This is a genomic window from Streptomyces sp. WMMC500 (assembly GCF_027497195.1).
Classification (GTDB): domain Bacteria; phylum Actinomycetota; class Actinomycetes; order Streptomycetales; family Streptomycetaceae; genus Streptomyces.
This window is the reverse complement of sequence record NZ_CP114905.1, coordinates 1,893,555-1,912,908: the sequence shown is the minus strand read 5'-3', so window position 1 is coordinate 1,912,908 and position 19,354 is coordinate 1,893,555. Positions and strand designations below refer to the sequence as shown.

Genomic DNA, 19,354 nt, shown 5'->3' with positions numbered 1-19,354 from the left:
TGTTGCGGGCCGCGTGGGCGAGACGAGGGTGAGCCTCATGACTTCCGCATCCGTGGCGAGCAACTGGATCTACGACGACTTCACCCGCGGCGACCTCGACCCGGCCCGCTGGCGGGTCATGGAGATGACGGGGGCCGGGGGCGTACGGCACGAGTACCGGGACGACAACGCGCGGGTCAGCACCGGGAACGGGCGGCTGACGGCGACCGTCAACCCGTTCAGCCGCTTCCACGACACCGACCCGCGGCGCAACAACGCGAAGCTGATGTACCGGTCGGTGCGGCGGTTCGACGTGCCGCCGACCGGGCGGCTGACGTTCGAGGTGGAGATGGCGGTGCGGACCTATGGGCAGATCCCGTACGACCTGGTCGACGCCTTCGGCACCGTCAACCTCTTCGACCTGGAAACCGGCGTCGTCATCAACGCCGCCGCCACCAACGACACGGTGTACGCGCTCGTCGAGCGACTGGTGATCCCCGGCGTGAGCCGGCCCGACGAGCACTATGTCCACCGTGTCGTCATGAACGTGCCCACCGAGCCCGGGCAGGCGCACCGCTACTCGGTCGGCTACCGGGCCGGGACGTCCGAGGTGGAGTGGTATGTCGACGGGCGGCCCGCTTACTGGGCGCGGACGCCGGTGCCGGTCGCCGGCTTCCACGTGGGGATGGGCCTGTTCTCGGCCCGCGACCTCGCCCGCTACTCCCGCGCGGAGCGGGAGCGCGGGCAGGGCGCGACCGGGTGGTGGGGCCCGTGGCGGGTCACGGCGAGCGACCGCTGAACGCGGACGCGGGGATGCCGTCGACGCCGGAGGGCCGGGGACAGCCGGTGCACCGACCGTACCCCGGTCCGGGCCCGCGGGCTCATCCCGCGTTCACGGTATTTCCTCCGCCCGCGGGCGGAGGGGCACGTGCGCGGGGGCCGGCGCCGGCCCCTCCGCGGCCGGGCCACCCGCCGGGTAGCGGCGGATCGCCAGCGCCGTCACCCCGTACGCGACCAGCCCCACCGCGGTCGCCGTGACCGCGACGCCGGTGCCGTCGGAGACGGCCAGCGCTACGCCGCCGCCCGCGCCGGCCAGCGCGACGCCCACGTAGAGCCCGCTGGTGTTGAGCGCGACCGCCTCCGTGCCGGCCTCGCCCGCCAGTTGCAGGATCCGGGTGTTCGTCGGCGGGGTGAAGCTCCAGGCCGCGCACCCCCACACCGCCAGGTTGAGGGCCACCAGCCACACCGGCGCCGCGCGTCCCGTCGCCCCGGTCACCGCCAGCAGCGCGGTCGCGGCCACGACGCCGGCGATCGACGCGCGCAGCGTACGGTCCGGCCCCCAGCGGTCCGTCAGCAGCGCGCCCGCGCCGGTGCCCATCGCCCCGGCGACGCCGACCACGGCGATGAACAGCGCGAGGACACCGCCGCCCCGGCCGGTGAGATCCCGGGTCAGGGGCGCGACGTAGGTGTAGATCATCAGGCCGCTACCGGCGCAGACCACGGTGCCCGTCGCGCAGAGCAGGACCGCCGGGCGGCCCAGGATCCGCAACTGCCCCCGCACGCCGAGCTGCGGGGCGCCGGACAGCCGGGGCAGCGCCGCGGAACTCGCCGCCGCTACCAGCGCGGTGGCCACCGCGACCGCCACGAAGGTCGACCGCCAGCCGAAGGCGTCGCCCAGCAGCGTGCCCGCCGGCACGGCCGTGAAGAGCGAGAGCGTCAGCCCCGCCGCGACCGTGCCGATGGCCCGGCCCATCCGCTCGGGCGCCGCCAGCCGCGCCGCCGCGGCGAAGGCCGCGGGGGAGACGGTCGCCGCGATCAGCGCGGTCAGCACGCGCGCTCCCATCAGCGTCGCGTAGTTCGGGGCCAGCGCGGTGGCGGTGTTGGCCACCGCGAAGGCCGAAAGGCCGCCGACGATCAGGGTCTTGCGGGGCAGCCGTGCGGTGAGCACGGCGAGTACGGGCGCCGCGACCGCGAAGGTGACCGAGAAGACCGTCACCAACTGGCCGGCGGCGGCCTCGCTCACGTCCAGGTCGGCGGCGATGTCCGGGAGCACGCCTGCGATGACGAAGTCGTCGGTGCCGATGACGAAGGTGGCGAACATCAGGCACAGCAGCCACCCCGTGCCCCGCGCCGGCGGAGAAGAACTCACCTTGGAAGCCATTGCCGCACGCTAACGCCGCGGTAGTGGGGGAGTTCCAGGGCGTTTCGACGCCATTCGGAGAAACCCCGCGCCGGCCCGCGGGCGCGCGATGCTGCGGCTGCGGTAGCCGGATGCCACGGCCGCAGACGTCGCCCGGACCCGCTACCGCGGTGGCGGTAGCCCAAACCGGCCGCGTCTGCAGGACGACCCGCGGCCCGGCCGGTTCGTACGCTGACGCCGCCAACCGCCGTGCGACCGAAGGGGTCCCCGATGTCCGTCCGTCACCTGTTCACCGCCGCCGCGGCCGCGGTGCTCGGCATCCTCGTGTGCGCGGCGCCGGCGGCCGCGCACGTCCCGGTCGCGGCCGAGAGCGACGACGGCTCCGGCCGGGGCCCGGCGATGGCCGCGACGATCCTGGCGCTGATCGGCGTGGTACTCGCCGGGCTCGCGCTGGCGCGCAAGCTCGGCTCCGGCCTCGGTGGGCCGCTGGCATCGGTGGTGGCGTCGGCGGTCGGTGTCGTCATCGGCGTGGTGGCGCTCGCCGGCTCCGACGACGTCGGCTCCGGCTCCGGCCGGGGCGGCGCGATCGTGGCCCTCCTGCTCGGACTGGTCGGGCTGGCCCTCGGCGGCCTGGCACTGGCCCGCGCCCGACGCGCGGTGTCCGCCTAGCCCCCCACGGCGGACAGGCGGCTCCGGCGGACGCGTCCGCCGGAGCCGCCTCTCGTCTGTCAAGGCGGCGCTCAACTGACCACTTCCCGATGGGCATCGTGCAGCCGCCGTCCTACCGTACGGAAGGTCCCCACCCCCTGCGCCGGAACAGGAGGCTGCGCCATGGCCGCGACCGCCCCCCAGTCCCGCTCCCCGTCGTCGCCGCTGGCCGCCTGGCTGGCCGCGCGACCGGTCTGGCTCGTCGCCGTCCTGGCCACCCTTGCTGCGGCGGTGGTGGCGGAGTCGTTCACGCTCCTGGCCCGCGGCGCCGGCGTCGAGATGGTCGCGGCCGGGGTCGGGGAGGACGAGGCCGTGGCCATCCCGGTGGGCGGCGTCGCGCGGAGCGTGGTGCTCTGGTCGCTCCTCGGCATCGCACTCGCCGTGCTCCTGGACCACCTCGCCCGGCGCGCGGTCCGCGGCACCGGCCGCCCCGCACGCGTCTTCGCGGTGTGCGCGGGGACCTTCACGATCCTGTCCCTCGCGGGTCCCGGCCTCGCGCCGCACACCGCCGGCACCACCCAGGCGGTGCTGGTCTGCACGCACCTCCTGGCCGGCGCCGTCATCATCCCCGTCGTCGCGCGCCGGCTCTCCTTCCTCTGATCCGCAGCCGGACACCGCCCTCCGACGACCGCTTCTTTGACATGTACTGCAAGAGGAGTACCGCGCCCGCGGTAGTGCGGCCCGCGGAGTGCCTGCGTCTGTACGTCGACTCCGGTGATCCCCGTCCCGAGGATGAGGGGTGCACCGCACGAGACCCGAGGAGACGATGATGTCGACCGAGACCGCCCGCCCGGACGGCGCTCTGGCGAGGCTGGCCCGGTACTGTCACCGGCGCCGCCGCCTGGTTCTGCTGGTCTGGATCGCTGGCGTGATCGCTGTGGCCGTCGCCGGCTTCGGCCTCGCCGCCGACCCCGACAACGACTTCTCCGGCGGGGACTCCGGGTCGGCCAGGGCGCAGGCCCTGATGGAGAAGCACTTCCCCGAGGAGCAGGGCGACACCCTGACGCTCGCGATCAAGGCGGACGCGGGCATCGACGACCCGGCCGTACGCCAGAAGGTGGAGCAGGTCGTCGCCGACCTCGCCGACGCGCCGGTCACCGGTCCCGTGATCTCGCCGTACGACGACGACCAACTGGTCACCGACGACCGCCGCATCGCCCGTACGACGATCCCGCTCACCGACAAGGAGGCGACGAAGGACGAGGTCAAGCCCCTGGTGACCACGGTCAAGGACGCCAACGGCGACGGCGTGACGCTGGGGCTCGGCGGCGACAAGGCGGAGAAGGCAGAGACGCCCAAGCAGGGCCCCGCCGAGAGCGTGGGCGTGCTGGCCGCTGCGGTGATCCTGTTCATCTCCTTCGGCTCGCTGGTGGCGATGGGGCTGCCGATCGTCACCGCGCTCATGGCGATCCTCGGCGGCATCGCCCTCATGAAGCTTGTCGGGCACATCGTCCCCTCGCCGGACTTCACCGTCCTGGTTTCCGCGCTCATCGGGCTCGGCGTGGGCATCGACTACGCGCTGTTCATCGTGACCCGCTACAAGGAGAAGCTGCAGAACGGGGAGAGTCCCGAGGACGCCACGGTAGGCGCCATCACGACGGCGGGGCGCGCCGTGCTCTTCGCCGGCACGACCGTGGTGATCGCGCTGCTCGGGCTGGTCACCATGGGGCAGCGGCTGATGACCGGCGTGGCCGTCGCCGCGTCGCTGACGGTGCTGGTGACGATGGTCGCCGCGGTGACCCTGCTGCCGGCCTTCCTGGGCTTCACCGGGCATAAGATCAACTCGCTGCGGCTGCCCCGCCGTACGGCCCGGGGCGCCGCCGCCGGCGCCCCCGAGGCCGAACGCCGCACCCCGGCGGAGCGCTGGGCGGGCGTCGTGCAGCGCCGGCCGCTGGCCGCCGCGGTGCTGGCGGTCGCGGGGCTGCTGCTGCTCGCCGCGCCGGCCCTGTCGATGCGGCTCAGCCTGCCGGACGCGAGCGTCCAGCCGCGCGACCGGAGCAGCTACACCTCGTACGAGATCGTCTCCGAGGGCTTCGGCCCGGGCTACGGCGCACCGCTGATCTTCGCCGCCGAGACGGACTCCACCGGCGGCGATCTGCGCCCGGCCGTGGACGCGGTCGCGGGCACCGACGGCATCGCCCACGTCACGCAGCCGCGGGTCAGCGAGGACGGCGAGGCCGCCACCTTCATGGCGTTCCCGGAGACCGGCTACCAGGACGAGAAGACCGCGGACCTCGTGCACGAACTCCGCGACGACGTGCTGCCGGACGCGCCCGGCGGCAACGCAGTCCAGGTCGGCGGCCCGAACGCGGGGGCGATCGACTTCGCCGAGGAGACGAGCTCGCGGCTGCCGTTCATGATCGCGGTCGTCATCGTGCTGTCCCTGGTGCTGCTGGTCGCGCTCGTGCGGTCGGTGACGATCGCCCTGCAGGCCGCCGTGATGAACCTGCTGTCGATCGGCGCCGCGTACGGCGTGCTGGTGGCCGTGGTGCAGTGGGGCTGGCTGGGCTCGGCCCTCGGGTTCCCGACCGACATGCCCGTCACGACGTGGGTGCCGATGATGATGTTCCCGGTGCTCTTCGGCCTGTCGATGGACTACGAGGTCTTCCTGATCTCGCGGGTCCGCGAGGAGTACGAACGCACCGGGGACACCAGGACGGCCGTCACCCGCGGCCTGGCGCGGACCGCCAAGGTCATCACCGCCGCCGCGGCCATCATGATCGCCGTCTTCACCACCTCCCTGCTCGGCCACGACGTGTCCGTCAAGCAGATCGGCCTCGGCATGGCCGTCGCCGTGTTCATCGACGCCACCATCGTGCGGATGATCCTCGTGCCCGCGGTGATGGAGCTGTGCGGCAAGACCAACTGGTGGATGCCCGGCCGCCGGGCGCCGGAGACGACCTCGCCGCCGCCGGCCGAGGTCGGGGAAGAGGCCAAGGTCTGAATTTATCCATGAGCCCCCGGGCGGGGAATCCCGGAGTCGGGATTCCCCGCATCGGCATGGGCTTTTCCGGAATTCCCGCGCGCCATTTTTTCCGGTAAGCGGAAAACTCATCTCCCCGATTTCGTCGCCAAGTCAGCGCCAAGTCCAGGCCAAGAGCACGGGTTGAAAATCGAGTTGAATGCGAGTCGAGAGGAGGGCACTGTAACGACTGGTAAGTAACGGTGTATACCTGGATAGTCGGGGACAATATGACAACGTGGTCGAAGAAGGGGACGTGGAAGCCGGAGACGATACCCGCCGACGCCGGACCTTACGGGCGCCCGCCGCCGGGGCCGTTGCATGTCGAGGCGAACGAGCGCTTTCTGAGCGAGCTGCTCGGTGGCGATCTGGACGACGAGTTGCGCGGTCTTGCGGCGGCGGCCGGTGAGAACAGCCAGTTGCTGGCGGAGCTGGCGTACGGGCTGGTCGACGAGGGTCTGATAGCGCTGCGCGAAGGTACGGTTCGGCTCACGGAGTCGCGTACTGCGCGCTGTGTGCCGAAGTTCGTGAAGCTGCGGCTGGGTGAGCTGAACCCCGGCTGTCAGGAGTTGTTGAAGATCGCCGCGCTGCAGGGCAGGTCGTTCCTTCTGGAGGACGTCTCCAGGATGCTGAACCGGCCGCTCGCCACCCTGCTCGCACCGCTGGACGAGGCGATGTCCGCGGGCTTCGTCGAGGCGACGGAGCGTCAATTCGTATTCCGCAGCGACTTCCTCATGCGCGGCGCGGTCGCCGCCATTCCAGCCCCCGCGCGCGGTGCATTGCAGCGCGAGGCGATGCACCATCTCGGCAGGGGTACGGAGGAAGCAGACCGAATATCCTGGGTACCTGAGTACCTGGATCGGGGCCCCGTGGTGGCGGAGGGCGACGGCGGCCCCCATTCCCGGGCACACGGGCTGATCATGAAAGGAAAGGTGGCCGTCGGCGCCGATCTCGCCCGGCGCACCCTGGCCGACCCCGGAGTTCCCGAAGACGACCGGCTCGACGCCGAGGCGTCGGCTCTCCTCGGGGACCTGCTGCTGGGCCGGGAGGAGGAGGCCGGGACGCGGGCCCGGGAGATCCTGTGGCGACGGACGGACGAGCCGGCCGACGTCGCCTCGCTGATGGCCCTGACGGCGCTGTCCCACCTGAGCTGGCGGGCCGGTGAGCTGGCCGAGGGCGTCAGGCTGGGCCGCGCCGCGGTGCGGTACGGCGGCGGCGCCGACCCCCTGTGGCGACTGCACTTCCGCCTCGAACTGGCCGCCAAGCTGACCGACCTGCGCGAGTTCGACGAGGCCGAGACGCTGGTCGACGAGGCCGAGGCAGGTCTCTACGAGCTGTCCACCGACGTCTGGCACGCCGCGCCGGCCGCGCTGCGGGCCAGACTGTTCCTGGCGGCAGGCCGGTTCCGGGACGCCCGCCGGCACGCGGAACTGGTCACCGCGGCGAGCGAGCAGAACGCCGTCCCGGCGCTACTGCCGCTCGCGTACACCGTCCTGGCCGCTGTGTCCCTCTACACCGGAGACCTGCCCACGGCGACCGGCCACCTGGAGCGGGCCCGCGCCGATCCCGCGCACGGCCGGGAAATGCACCGCTCGCCGCGGTACGCCTGGACGGAGGTGCGGCTCGCGGTCAGAAGGGAGGGGCCCCGCGCGGGCGTCGCCCTGCTGTCCGGTACGTACGCCCGGCTCCCGGCGGAGCGCGGGCTGTACGTCGAGGACCCGGCCGCCGCCGCGTTCCTCGTCCGGCTCGCGCTCGACACCGACGACGAGGGCCTGAAGCGCACCGTGCTCGACACCGTCAACGGCCTGGCCGGGGACAATCCCGGCATCGCCGTCGTCAGCCTGAGCGCACTGCACGCCAACGCGCTCGCCGAGCGCGACGCCTCGGGGCTCGCGCACATCGTCGCGCAGTCGCCCGACCCCGTCTCGATCGCCCTGGCCACCGAGGAGCTCGCCAGGCTGCACGCCGCGCAGTCCCCCGCGCGCAGGCCGCGGGCGGTCACCGGCACGCCCGACCCCGCTGCGGTGGTCGCCGACGGCACCGCCGGGCACCAGCCCAACTCCTGCTGGGCGGTGCTCTCGGACATGGAACGGCGCATCGCCTATCTGGTCAGCGTCGGGATGACGAACCGGCAGATCGCCCGGCGCGTCCATCTCTCGGCGCACACCGTCAACTACCACCTGAGGAAGATCTACAAGAAGCTGGGCATCGGCACCCGCGTCGAACTCGCCCGCGAGGCCGCCACGTACTCCGGCGCCGCGGCGATCTACTCGATCGCCGACGACAAGGGGAGCTCGGCGGGTCCCGCGGCGGCGAGCTGACCGGAGGCGGCCGTGCCCTCGGGCGCGGCCGCCTCGTGCGCCAGGAACTGCTTGGTCAGCTCGACGCGGCTGTTGATGTCGAGCTTGGCGAAGACCCGCCGCAGATGGCTGTCGACGGTGTGCGGTGACAGGAAGAGCACGCCGGCCGCCTCCCTGTTCGTCCTGCCGTCGACGATGGCCCGTACCACCCGCAGCTCCGCGCCCGTCAGGCTCTCCCAGCCCGACTTGGGCCGCTGCGGGCCCAGCGCGGCGCGCGCGTGCGGCACGCCGAGGCGGCGCAGCCTGCGCTGCACCCGGACCGTGTCGCGCTGCGCGCCGCACTCCAGATACAGGTCCGCCGCCGCCGTGAGGAGCCGCGCGGCGCCGTCCCCGTGGCCGGCCCCGTGCTCGCTGCGGGCCGCGTCCTCCAACGCGCCGCCGGCCGCCAGCGGACGGCCGGCGAGCCGGTACATCTCGGCGGCCCGCCGGAGGGCGTCCGGGTCGTCGCGCAGGACGCCGTCCGCGTGGGCGGCGCCGGCGGCCAGGGACGTCACGTCCGGGTTGGCCGCGGCGAGCCGCCGGGCGAACCCGGCCGCCTGCACGGCCTCCTCGCCGAGCCCCGTCTGCCCGGCCAGTCGTACGAGCGTCGCCGCCGCCGTCGGGGCCTCGATGAACAGCAGCGGGTCCCGGGCCGCACCCTGCCCGGCGTCGAGCAGCGAGCGGACCGCCATCGCGGCCCGCCCGCTGGCCGCGTGGAAGCGCGCCAGCGCCCAGTCGAGTTGCGGCTTCACGGCGGTCGCCGCGCCGCCGCCGGGCCGCTCCGCCATGCGCAACTGCTGGCTGGCGGTGGCGAGATCACCGCAGTGCATGCTGATCCGGGCCAGCGCCAGCCGCGCGGGCAGGAGATCCTCCGGGGGCGTCCGGTCGGCCAGGCCCAGCGCCGCCTCGGCCTCTGCCCGCGCCTCCTCCAGCCGGCCCGCGGCCGCCAGCAGTTCGGCGCGGTGGCCGTGCCACAGCCCCGCGGCCCACGGCCCGCCGTGCGCCGCGGCCTCCTGCCGTACGGCGTCGCAGACCGCGGCGGCCTCCGCGAAGGCGTCGGCGGCGACGAGAGCGCGGGCCAGCCACGTCCACAGCGGGCGCGCACACACCTCGCAGCGCGCGCCGTTCGCCGGCGTCCCCGGTGGTGCGGGGGCGGAGCCGGCCTTCGCCAGGTCCGCCGGGTCGACCCCGGAGCGAACGGCGATGTCCGCGAGCCGTCCGGCCTCGGCGGTACGCCCGGCGCCTTCGAGCAGCCGCAGCGCCCGGCCGAGGGTGGGCGGCGCGGCGCCGGAGCGGTCCGTGAGTGCCTTCACGGCCCGCGCCACCGCGCCCCCGCAGCCGCACACGGCCGCCGCCGGCGGCGGCGCACCAAAGGGGTCCTCCTCCGGTACGTGCCGGGGGTGTTCGCGGTACGCACCGGGCGGGGCGCTCTGGGCCGCTGCCGGGAGCGCCGCCGCGGACGGCGCCGGCGCCGGGGCCCCGGACGGCTCCGGCCGGCGGAGCGCCGGGTGCCGCAGCGCCTCCGCGATCACCCCGTGGGCGAACGCCAGCTCCTCCCCGTGCCGTTGCAGCAGCCCCGCGCGTACCGCCTCGTCCACGCCCGCCACCGGAGCCCCCGCCACCGGCGTCGGCCCTGGCCCGCCGGGCGCCGCCGCCTGCGCGGCGGTGAACGTCGCCCCGATGCCCGCGCCGGCCAGCAGCAGCCGGCCGACCGCCGCCGGCAGCTCGTCGAGCAGTCTCCGGACGACGCCGAGCACGTCGTCGGGCAGCCGCTCGCCCAGCGCCGCGGCCGTACCGTCCACGAACACCACCCGCCCCGCCGTGACCAGCGCGTCGAGCACCCTCGCCAGCAGCCACGGATTGCCCCCGCAGCGGGCCGCCCAGTCCAGCACGGAGGCGTCCGGCTTGGCGCCCAGCAGCCCCGTGCACAGCTCCGCCACCGCCTCGTCGTCCAGGGCGCCGAGGTGGAGCCGTTCCGCCGTCCCGTCGATCAGCCGGTCGACGGCGTGCTGGGCGAGCGACCGCGCCGCCACGGAACGCCGCGTCATCAGCCACAGCACCGGCGACCCGGCGAGCGACTGCACCAGGCCCAGCAGCGCCAGCCCGCCCACGTCGTCCACCCGGTGCACGTCGTCCAGGAGTACCACCACGGGATGCCTGCGGGCCGCGACCTCCACCAGTTCGCTGACCTGGTCCATGAGCCGGAACGGGTTGCCGTCCGGCCGTACCAGGTCGTCCACGTCCACATCGGCCGCCAGCACCCGCCGCAGATAGTTCAGCAACAGGTGGACGGGCAGCGGCTGTCCTCCCCCACCGGCTACACCCTCGTCGGCGGGGGTGCCCCCATTCGGACCGGCCCGCCCGGCGACCACGGTCAGCCCGCGCTCCGCGCCTTCGTGCGCGGTGGCCCGCAGCAGCCGGCTCCGGCCGATGCGCAGCGGCCCTTCGAGGACGACGCAGCCGCCGGTGCCCGCCGCCGCGGCGTCCAGATGCCCGCCCAGCACGGACAGCGTGCCCGCACGCCCTACGAGTGGTGCCATGATCGCCCCCGCGGTGCCGTGGAGAATCCTCGAACCCGAGCCATGAGCCTTGCCGTCAAGGGTCATCGAGCGGCAATGGCGGGTCAATGAAATACGCCACGACAACTCGGGTAGGCCCCACTACCCGTCCGGGTAGTGGGCAGGGCAACGCACACGCGACTAGTTTTTCCGTACCGGTAAGCGCGCATTCGCGGCGCCCCCGACACGTATCGCAATACATTCCTCGCCGAGCAAGGGGTTCGCATGTCCGAAACCGCCGGGATGGACGAACTGTACGCGGTCATCGAGCGGTCGGCCCGTACGCTCGGCGTGCCGTGCGCGCCCGGGACGGTACGACCGGTCCTCGCCGCGTACGCGGACGCCTTCGGGCACGACGCGACCGTCGTCGCCTTTCGCGTCGCGACAAGCCTGCGGCACGCCGGCGAGCTGGACTGCCGCTTCACGACCCACCCCGGGCAGCGCGACCCGTACGCCGTCGCGCTCGCCGCCGGCCTCACCGCGCCGACGGACCACCCCGTCGGCGCCGTGCTCGGGCAGGTGCAGGGGCGCAGCCGGGTCGCCGGCCACGGCGTCGACTTCGGCGTCGCCGGCGGCTTCAAGAAGGTCTACGCGTTCTTCACCCCCGACGACCTCCAGAAGGTCGCGACGTTCGCCGACCTGCCGGCCATGCCGCCGGCCCTGGCCGCGCACGACGGCCTTTTCGAACGCCACGGACTCGCCGACCGCGTGGGCGTCGTCGGCGTCGACTACCACCACCGCACCCTCAACGTGTACTTCAACGACGTGCCCCCGCACCTCTTCGAGCCGGACACGATCACGGAGACGCTCCACGAGCTGGGCATGGCGCGGCCGAGCGAGCACATGCTGAGGCTCGGCCGGGAGGCGTTCGGCCTGTACGTCACCCTCAACTGGGACTCGCCGCGGGTCGAGCGGATCTGCTACGCCGTGACCACCTCGGACCTGGCCGCGCTGCCGGTCCGGGTGGAGCCGGAGATCGAGCGGTTCGTCCGCGGGGTCCCCGCCGGCGACGGCGACCGCAAGTTCGTCTACGGCGTTGCCGTCGCGCCCGGGGGCGAGTACTACAAGCTGGAGTCGCACTACCGCTGGAAGCCCGGGATGATGGACTTCATCTGACCGGCCGACGCCCGCGCGTCACCGGCCGCGCGGGGTCACGAGCCCCGACTCGTAGGCGACGACCACCAGTTGGGCGCGGTCGCGCGCGTGCAGCTTGAACATCGCCCGGTTGATGTGCGTCTTCGCGGTCAGCGGGCTGATCACCATGCGGTCGGCGATCTCCTCGTTGGACAGGCCCTGCGCGGCCAGCGCGACGGACTCGCGCTCCCGGTTGGTCAGCTCCTCCAGGCCGCGGACCGCCGACGGGTCCAGCGGCGGCTGGGACACGTACTTGTTGATCAGCCTCCGCGTGATCGACGGTGCCAGCAGCGCGTCCCCGCGTGCCGCCACCCGTACGGCGTGCAGCAGGTCCTCCGGCAGGATGTCCTTGACCAGGAACCCGGCCGCGCCCGCGCGCAGCGCGTTGAACACGTTCTCGTCCAGGCCGTAGTTGGTCAGGATCACGACGTGGACGCGGGCCAGCGCCGGGTCCGCGGCGATCTGCCGCGTCGTCTCGATGCCGTCCATCACCGGCATCGACAGGTCCACGAGCGCGAGGTCCGGCAGATGCTCCCGGGCCAGTGCCAGGCCCTCCTTGCCGTCTCCGGCCTCCGCCACGACCTCGATGTCGTCCTCGGCGTCGAGCAGCGCGCGGAACCCGCTGCGCAGCAGCGGCTGGTCGTCGAGCATGAGCACACGGATCACGGGATCCTCGCCACCGGGAGTTCGGCCTGCACGGTGAAGCCGCCCTCGTTCCGCGGCTCGGCGCGCAGGCTGCCGCCGAGGGCGGTGACGCGCTCGCGCATCCCCAGCAGGCCGACGCCGGGCTCGGGTGCCGCGCCCGCCCGCGCCGTCCCGTCGTCGTCGACGCGGATGGCGAGGGCGCCGGGGAGGTAGGAAATACGGATCGAGGCGGAGGAGGCCGCGGCGTGTCGGGCGGTGTTGGTCAGCGACTCCTGCACGATCCGGTAGGCGGTACGGTCCACCGCCTCGGGCACCTCGTGGCGCTGCCCCTCGATCGTGAGCGTCGTGTGCAGCCCTATGCCGTGGGTGCGCTCCACCAGCTCCGGCACCCGGTCGAGCCCGTGCGCCGGGTCCTGACCGCCCTCGTCGCGCAGTGTCTCCAGCGTCGCGCGCAGCTCCCTGGTCGCCTCCCGGCCGGCCTCCTGGATCGCGAGCAGCGACTCGGGGACGTCCTCGCCGCGCTTGCGGGCGAGGTGGACGGCCACCTCGGACTGCACCTTGATGATGGAGATCTGGTGGGTGAGCGAGTCGTGCAACTCCCGCGCTATGTGGAGCCGCTCCTCGCTGGCGCGCAGCCGCGCGGTCTCCTCGCGGGTCCGCTCGGCCTCGTCCGCCCGCCGCTCGGCCTGCCGCAGCGCCTCGCCGGCGGCGCCGGCGGCGATCAGCCAGGCGAGTTCGAGCACGCCGCGGGCCTGCGCGAAGGCGTCCGAGGGGCCGTCGCCGGGAGCGGCCATCACGGCGTACGGGAGGGTGAGCACCAGCCCCACGCTCACCGCGACCGTGACGATCCGGTGCCCGGAGCGTACGGCGGCGTAGACGGCGAACAGGTAGGCGACGGCGGGCACGTCGAAGCCCGCGGCGTTGTAGCCCACCACGCACATCGCGGTCACGGCGAGGATCGGCACGGGGGCCCGCGCGGTGCCGGCCAGCGCCAGGCCGCTCGCCAGCAGCAGCCCGTAGCCGAGCAGGTCGAGCTTCGAGGCGTCGTGGTCCCCGGCCAGTGCGGTGATCAGGAGCACGGCCGCCACGCAGACCGCGATCACCAAGCTCCTGACCCGGGCCCAGACCTTGGACAGCCGTGCGCTCATACGAGCACCATAACGGCAGTTCGCGGCATCCGAGTACTGCTTGCGGAGGAGTATCCGACTACCGCGCACACAGTAGTTTCACGGGCGGTACGGCGGCCGCGGCAGCCCACGAATTCCGCGGCCCGAATACCGTACGCCCGCTGCCGCCATCGCGTGTTCGCGGTAACGCCCGCCCGCCATGGCGTGACCCACTGAATTCGGGGGCACTACCCGGGCGAGTAGTGGGCCGGGAAGAAAGCCGCGCTTACTGTCGTGCCATATCGGGTCGACGAAGGCGGTGAAACGGCTGTGGCTGTGCTCGTCCAGAAATACGGCGGTACCTCGTTGCAGACACTCGACCGTGTCCGCCTCGCCGCCCTGCGCATCGAGGCGGCGTGGCGGCGCGCCCCGTCGGTGGCCGTGGTCGTCTCCGCCCGCGGCGGCCGTACCGACGAACTGCTGCGGCTGGCCGCCGACGTCGGCGCCCCGGCCGCGTCCCGGGAGCTCGATCAGTTGCTGGCCGTGGGCGAGGCGGAGTCGGCGGCGGTCATGGCCCTGACGCTGGGCGCCATGGGCGTGCCGGCGGTCTCGCTGACCGGCGCGCAGGCGGGGATCCGCACCACGGACAGGCACGGCGATGCGCTCGTCTCCGGCATCGGCGCCGAGCGGGTACGTGCGGCGCTGGCGGGCGGGCGGGTGGCCGTGGTCACCGGGTTCCAGGGCGTCGACCGCGCGGGCGACGTCGCCACCCTCGGCCGCGGCGGCTCCGACACCACCGCCGTGGCGCTCGCGGCGCGGCTGCGCGCGGCGCGGTGCGAGATCTACACCGACGTGGACGGCGTGTTCAGCGCCGACCCCCGCGTGCTGCCCGCCGCCCGCTGCCTGCCGTGGGTGGACCCCGGCGTGATGGCGGAGATGGCGTTCGCGGGCGCCCGGGTCCTGCACACCCGCTGTATCGAGCTGGCCGCCATGGAAGGGGTCGAAGTGCGCGTGAGGAACGTGTCGTCGCAGGCGCCCGGGACGACGGTCGCCGAGCGGCAGGACGACCGCCCGCTGGAGACCCGGCGGGCGGTCGTCGCGGTCACCCACGACACCGATGTCGCGCGGGTGCTCGTGCACTGCCGCGACAGCCGCCGCGACCTCGCCCCCGACGTGTTCGAGGTGCTGGCCGCGCGGGGGACCGTCGTGGACCTGGTGGCCAGGTCGGGCCCGTACGAGAACGAGTTCCGGATGGGCTTCACGATCCGCCGCAGCGAAGCCGACCGGGTACGCGGGCCGCTGCACGAGGTCGCGGCGTCCTTCGGCGGCGGCGTGCACTTCGACACCGACGTCGGCAAGGTCTCCGTCGTCGGGATGGGCTTGCTCAGCCGGCCCGAGTACGCGGCCCGGCTGATGGCGGCGCTGGCCGCCGCGGGGATCCCCACGAGCTGGATCTCCACCTCCCAGACCCGGCTGTCCGTGATCGTGCCGCGGGAGCGCACGGTCGACGCCGTGGAGACCCTGCACCGCCAGTTCGAGCTCGCCGGGCCGCCGCCGGACGACCCGGCGCCCGCCGCCCCCGGCCGCTCCGCCGCCGTTTGAGAGAGGCAGGACACAAGTGGCTGTACTCAACGCTCCGTTCGGCCGCGGGCTGCGCCTGCGACGCCTCTTCCGGCAGGGTGACGAACGGCTGTTCGTCGTCCCGCTCGACCACTCGGTCACCGACGGACCGCTGCGCCCCGGCGAGCTGGACCCGCTGCTGGGCGAGCTGGCCGGCACCGGCGTCGACGCCGTCGTGCTGCACAAGGGCACCCTGCGCCACCTGGACCACGGCTGGTTCGGCGGCATGTCGCTGATCCTGCACCTGAACGCGAGCACCCGGCACGCTCCGGACCCGGACGCCAAGTACCTGGTGGCGCACGTCGAGGAGGCGCTGCGCGCGGGCGCCGACGCCGTGAGCGTGCACGTCAACCTGGGCTCCCGCCAGGAGGCCCGGCAGGTCGCCGACCTGGCCGCCGTGGCGGGGGAGTGCGACCGCTGGAACGTGCCGCTGCTGGCCATGGTCTACGCCCGCGGGCCGCAGATCGGCGACGCGCACGCGCCCGACCTGGTGGCGCACGCCGCGCTGCTCGCCGCCGACCTCGGCGCCGACGTCGTCAAGACCGACTACGCCGGCACGCCCGAGGAGATGGCCGACGTGGTGCGGGCCTGCCCGATCCCCGTGATCGTGGCCGGCGGCCCGCGCGCGGCCGACCCCGGCGCCGTCCTGTCGTTCGTCTCCGACGCGCTGCGCGGCGGCGCGGCCGGGGTGGCGATGGGGCGCAACGTCTTCCAGGCCGAGAAGCCCGGGCGGACGGCCGCATCGATCGCCCGGCTGGTGCACGCACCCGGGCACGGCCCGGACCGTACCGGCGGGACCGGGGGCACCCCCGCCCACGGGGGTGTGGCCGGCGGAGGAGAGCGGCTCGCCCTCACGACGTAACGACCGCCCCGCGCACGACACCTCACGACGTCCCGATCCCCGCCGACCATCCGCTCTGAGGAGAGATCCGTGAAGCTGTGCTGGCTGGACATCCGTGCCGCCGACGGGGCCAAGGAGGCCATCGTCGAAGAAGCCATCCACCAGCGGGTCGACGCCATCGTGGCCGCCGACCCCGCCGACCTGGAGCCGCTGCCCCCGACGGTGAAGAAGGTGCTCTTCCCGCTCGGCCGGCCGCTGCCGGAGAAACTGGAGCCCGCCGACCTCGTCATCGTCGACCCCGCCCGCCACGGCGACCCCGCGGAACTCGCCCTCGCCCACGCCGGTGTGGAGTTCGGCCGCTACGTCGAGATCACCGACGCCGACAGCCTGGACGACGCCTGCCGCGCCGCCCGCCACGACCGGTGGAGCCTGCTGGACTTCCGCGACCCCACCAAGATCCCGCTGGAGATCGTGCTCGCCGCCGCGGCCGGAGCCGAGGGCAGCATCGTCACCCGGGTCGCCGACGTGGAGGAGGCGGAGATCGTCTTCGGCGTCCTCGAACACGGTTCCGACGGCGTGATGCTCGCGCCCCGGGCGCCCGGCGAGGCCACGGAACTGAAGGCCGCCGCGGTCAGCAAGGCCGCGGACCTGTCGCTGGTGGAGCTGGAGGTCACCGGCATCCGCCGGGTCGGCATGGGCGAGCGGGCGTGCGTGGACACGTGCACCAACTTCCGCCTGGACGAGGGCATTCTCGTCGGCTCGCACTCCACCGGCATGATCCTGTGCTGCAGCGAAACCCACCCGCTGCCGTACATGCCGACCCGCCCGTTCCGCGTCAACGCCGGTGCGCTGCACTCGTACACGCTCTCCGCAGAGGGCCGCACCAACTACCTCAGCGAACTGTCCTCCGGCGGCAAGGTGCTCGCCGTCGACTCCGCGGGCAAGTCCCGGGTCGTCACGGTGGGCCGGGTCAAGATCGAGACGCGGCCGCTGCTCGCGATCGACGTGGTCGCGCCGTCCGGGGTGCGGGTCAACCTCATCGTGCAGGACGACTGGCACGTACGGGTCCTCGGGCCCGGCGGCGAGGTGCTCAACGTCACCGATCTGACCGCCGGCACGAAGGTGCTCGGCTGTCTGCCCGTCGAGCAACGGCACGTCGGCTACCCCATCGACGAGTTCTGCATCGAGAAGTGAGCGGTGCCGCGATGACCGCACAGCCCGTGCTGGACTTCCACGTCCGCCTCGCCCCCCGGCCCGGCGCCGTCGGCCGGCTGCTGGCGGCGCTGGACGGCAGCGGTGTGGCGCGCGCGGTGGTCTGCGCGGGCGGCACCGTCGACCTCGACACGCTCGCCCGCCAGCTCGTCGACGGCGGGCACGTCGAATCCGACGCCGACAACGACGCCGTGCTGGCCGGCTGCGCGGGCACCAATGGGGGTACCCCCGCCAATGGGGGCGTAGCCGGTGGGGGAGGACGGCTGGTGCCCTTCTGGTTCGGCAACCCGCACCGCCCGCCCGGGGCGTACCGCGACCGGGCGGCGGAGTTCCGCGGCCTGGAGGTCTCGCCCGCGGTGCACGGCGTCGCGCTCACCGACCCGCGCGTCGCCGCGCTGGTGGAGGTGGCCGCCGACAGCGGCCACCCCGTCTACACCGTGTGCCTCGCCCGCCCCGGCGCGGGCGTGGCCGACCTCGTCACCCTGGCTCGCCGGTTCCCGGGGACGGACTTCGTGCTCGGGCACAGCGGCATCGGCAACATCGACTTCCACGCCCTCAACCTGATCCGCGACGAGCCCCGCATCCTGCTGGAGACCTCCGGCGGCTACACGTGCGTGGCCGAGGCGGCCATCGACCGGCTGGGCGCCGCGCGGGTGGTGTTCGGCTCCGAGTACCCGCTGCAGCACCCGGCCGTGGAACTCGCCAAGTTCGCGGCGATCGGCACTCCGCCCGAGCAGTGGCGGCAGATCGCCTGGGAGAACGCCCACCGACTACTGGGGGAGGAGAAACCGTGACCGACGCACCGGCGAGCCTGCCGCACATCGGCCAGTGGAACGGCCCGGAGGAACTGCGTGGCCTGCAGGAGAAGCAGCTCCCGCAGACCGTCGCCTGGGCCGCCCGCTCGCCCTTCTACCGGCCCCGGCTCGCCACCGCCGCCGCCCTGCCCACGACCCCCGCCGACCTCGCGGGACTGCCGCTGACGACCAAGCAGGACCTGCGGGACAACTACCCGTACGGCATGCTGGGTGTGCCCCGGGAACGCCTGGCGACCTACCACGAGTCGAGCGGCACCGCCGGCCGGCCCACGCCCTCCTACTACACCCAGGAGGACTGGCTCGACCTCGCCGAGCGGTTCGCCCGCAAGTGGATCGGCATCTCCGCAGCGGACGTCTTCCTTGTACGCACCCCGTACGCGCTGCTGCTCACCGGCCACCTCGCGCACGCCGCGGCCCGGCTGCACGGCGCCACCGTCGTGCCCGGCGACAACCGGTCGCTGGCCATGCCGTACGCCCGCGTGGTGCGCGCCCTGCACGACCTGGACGTCACCCTTACCTGGTCGGTGCCGACCGAGTGCCTCATCTGGGCCGCCGCCGCGACCGCCGCGGGCCACCGCCCCGGCGCCGACTTCCCCGCGCTGCGCGCCCTGTTCGTCGGCGGCGAGCCGCTGACGACCGCCCGCCGCGAGCGGATCAGCCGGCTGTGGGGGGTGCCGGTGATCGAGGAGTACGGCTCCACGGAGACCGGCAGCCTCGCCGGGGAGTGCGCGCACGGGCGCATGCACCTCTGGGCGGACCGGGCGCTGTTCGAGGTGTACGACCCGCAGACCGGCACCGTCGCCGCCGAGGGCGCGGGCCAGCTCGTCGTCACCCCGCTGTACCGCGAGGCGATGCCGCTGCTGCGCTACAACCTGGAGGACGACGTCGAGGTCTCGTACGACGACTGCGACTGCGGGTGGCACCTGCCCACCGTCCGCGTCCTCGGCCGGGCGGCCTTCGGCCACCGCGTCGGCGACACGCGGGTCACCCAGCACCGGCTGGAGGAGGTCGTCTTCTCCCTCCCGGACGCCCACCAGGTGTACTTCTGGCGCGCCCGCGCCGAACCGGTGTCGCTGCGCATCGAGATCGAGGTGCCACCGGAGCACCGCGTGGCCGCCGAGGGGGCGCTCACGGCGGCCGTACGCGCCGAGTTCGGCGTCGACGCCGACGTCACCGGGCTGCCGCCGGGGTCGCTGATCCCGCGCGACGCGCTCACGAACATGCCCGACGTGGTCAAGCCGCGCAGCCTGTTCGGCCCCGACGAGGACTGGAGCAAAGCGCTCCTCTACTACTGA

15 protein-coding genes are annotated in these 19,354 nt (G+C 73.8%); 11 read left to right on the top strand and 4 right to left on the bottom strand.

The window, feature by feature from the left end; translation table 11 throughout:
- Positions 1 to 37 precede the first annotated feature (37 nt).
- The gene (locus O7599_RS07795) at positions 38 to 778 is read left to right on the top strand and encodes a DUF6081 family protein (protein ID WP_281621380.1); all 741 of its coding nucleotides are present in this window, start codon (positions 38 to 40) and stop codon (positions 776 to 778) included.
- 93 nt (positions 779 to 871) lie between these two features.
- On the opposite strand, the gene O7599_RS07790 is transcribed toward O7599_RS07795, so the two are convergent.
- Positions 872 to 2,140, bottom strand: a complete 1,269-nt coding sequence (locus O7599_RS07790; protein ID WP_281621379.1) for an MFS transporter — start codon at positions 2,138 to 2,140, stop codon at positions 872 to 874.
- Positions 2,141 to 2,389: 249 nt separating this feature from the next.
- Between O7599_RS07790 and O7599_RS07785 the strand changes: the two genes are divergently transcribed.
- From O7599_RS07785 to O7599_RS07770, 4 genes are all read left to right on the top strand, one after another.
- Positions 2,390 to 2,788 (top strand): DUF6223 family protein, encoded by a 399-nt coding sequence (locus O7599_RS07785; protein ID WP_281621378.1) that lies wholly within the window; start codon positions 2,390 to 2,392, stop codon positions 2,786 to 2,788.
- Between the two features lie 162 nt (positions 2,789 to 2,950).
- Positions 2,951 to 3,427, top strand: coding sequence for a DUF6069 family protein (locus tag O7599_RS07780; protein ID WP_281621377.1), 477 nt, complete (start codon positions 2,951 to 2,953; stop codon positions 3,425 to 3,427).
- A 139-nt stretch (positions 3,428 to 3,566) separates the two neighbouring features.
- Positions 3,567 to 5,771, top strand: a complete 2,205-nt coding sequence (locus tag O7599_RS07775) for an MMPL family transporter (protein WP_281621376.1) — start codon at positions 3,567 to 3,569, stop codon at positions 5,769 to 5,771.
- 248 nt (positions 5,772 to 6,019) lie between these two features.
- A complete protein-coding gene (locus tag O7599_RS07770) occupies positions 6,020 to 8,110 on the top strand; it encodes a LuxR family transcriptional regulator (RefSeq protein ID WP_281621375.1) in 2,091 nt (696 codons plus the stop codon).
- Here O7599_RS07770 and O7599_RS07765 read toward each other — a convergent pair.
- Positions 8,056 to 10,668, bottom strand: a complete 2,613-nt coding sequence (locus tag O7599_RS07765) for a LuxR family transcriptional regulator (RefSeq protein WP_281621374.1) — start codon at positions 10,666 to 10,668, stop codon at positions 8,056 to 8,058. The two genes, O7599_RS07770 and O7599_RS07765, sit on opposite strands and share 55 nt — an antisense overlap.
- A gap of 243 nt (positions 10,669 to 10,911) precedes the next feature.
- Between O7599_RS07765 and O7599_RS07760 the strand changes: the two genes are divergently transcribed.
- Positions 10,912 to 11,802: an aromatic prenyltransferase gene (locus tag O7599_RS07760; RefSeq protein ID WP_281621373.1), complete on the top strand. Its 891-nt coding sequence runs from the start codon at positions 10,912 to 10,914 to the stop codon at positions 11,800 to 11,802.
- Between the two features lie 18 nt (positions 11,803 to 11,820).
- On the opposite strand, the gene O7599_RS07755 is transcribed toward O7599_RS07760, so the two are convergent.
- Together O7599_RS07755 and O7599_RS07750 are read right to left on the bottom strand one after the other, a co-directional pair.
- Positions 11,821 to 12,486 (bottom strand): response regulator transcription factor, encoded by a 666-nt coding sequence (locus O7599_RS07755; RefSeq protein ID WP_281621372.1) that lies wholly within the window; start codon positions 12,484 to 12,486, stop codon positions 11,821 to 11,823.
- Positions 12,483 to 13,613 carry a histidine kinase gene (locus O7599_RS07750; RefSeq protein ID WP_281621371.1) on the bottom strand — a complete coding sequence of 377 codons (1,131 nt, stop codon included), beginning with the start codon at positions 13,611 to 13,613 and terminating at the stop codon, positions 12,483 to 12,485. Before O7599_RS07750 ends, O7599_RS07755 begins: the two co-directional genes overlap by 4 nt.
- 252 nt (positions 13,614 to 13,865) lie before the next feature.
- On the opposite strand from O7599_RS07750, the gene O7599_RS07745 reads away from it, so the two are divergent.
- From O7599_RS07745 to O7599_RS07725, 5 genes are all read left to right on the top strand, one after another.
- Positions 13,866 to 15,173, top strand: coding sequence for an aspartate kinase (locus O7599_RS07745; protein ID WP_348652593.1), 1,308 nt, complete (start codon positions 13,866 to 13,868; stop codon positions 15,171 to 15,173).
- A 16-nt stretch (positions 15,174 to 15,189) separates the two neighbouring features.
- Complete coding sequence (locus tag O7599_RS07740; RefSeq protein ID WP_281621369.1) at positions 15,190 to 16,053, top strand: 2-amino-3,7-dideoxy-D-threo-hept-6-ulosonate synthase; 864 nt, start codon at positions 15,190 to 15,192, stop codon at positions 16,051 to 16,053.
- 69 nt (positions 16,054 to 16,122) lie between these two features.
- Positions 16,123 to 17,226 (top strand): 3-dehydroquinate synthase II, encoded by a 1,104-nt coding sequence (locus tag O7599_RS07735; RefSeq protein ID WP_281621368.1) that lies wholly within the window; start codon positions 16,123 to 16,125, stop codon positions 17,224 to 17,226.
- Positions 17,227 to 17,237: 11 nt separating this feature from the next.
- Positions 17,238 to 18,038 (top strand): amidohydrolase family protein, encoded by an 801-nt coding sequence (locus tag O7599_RS07730; protein WP_281621367.1) that lies wholly within the window; start codon positions 17,238 to 17,240, stop codon positions 18,036 to 18,038.
- A complete protein-coding gene (locus O7599_RS07725) occupies positions 18,035 to 19,354 on the top strand; it encodes an AMP-binding protein (protein ID WP_281621366.1) in 1,320 nt (439 codons plus the stop codon). The genes O7599_RS07730 and O7599_RS07725 overlap by 4 nt, the downstream gene beginning before the upstream one ends.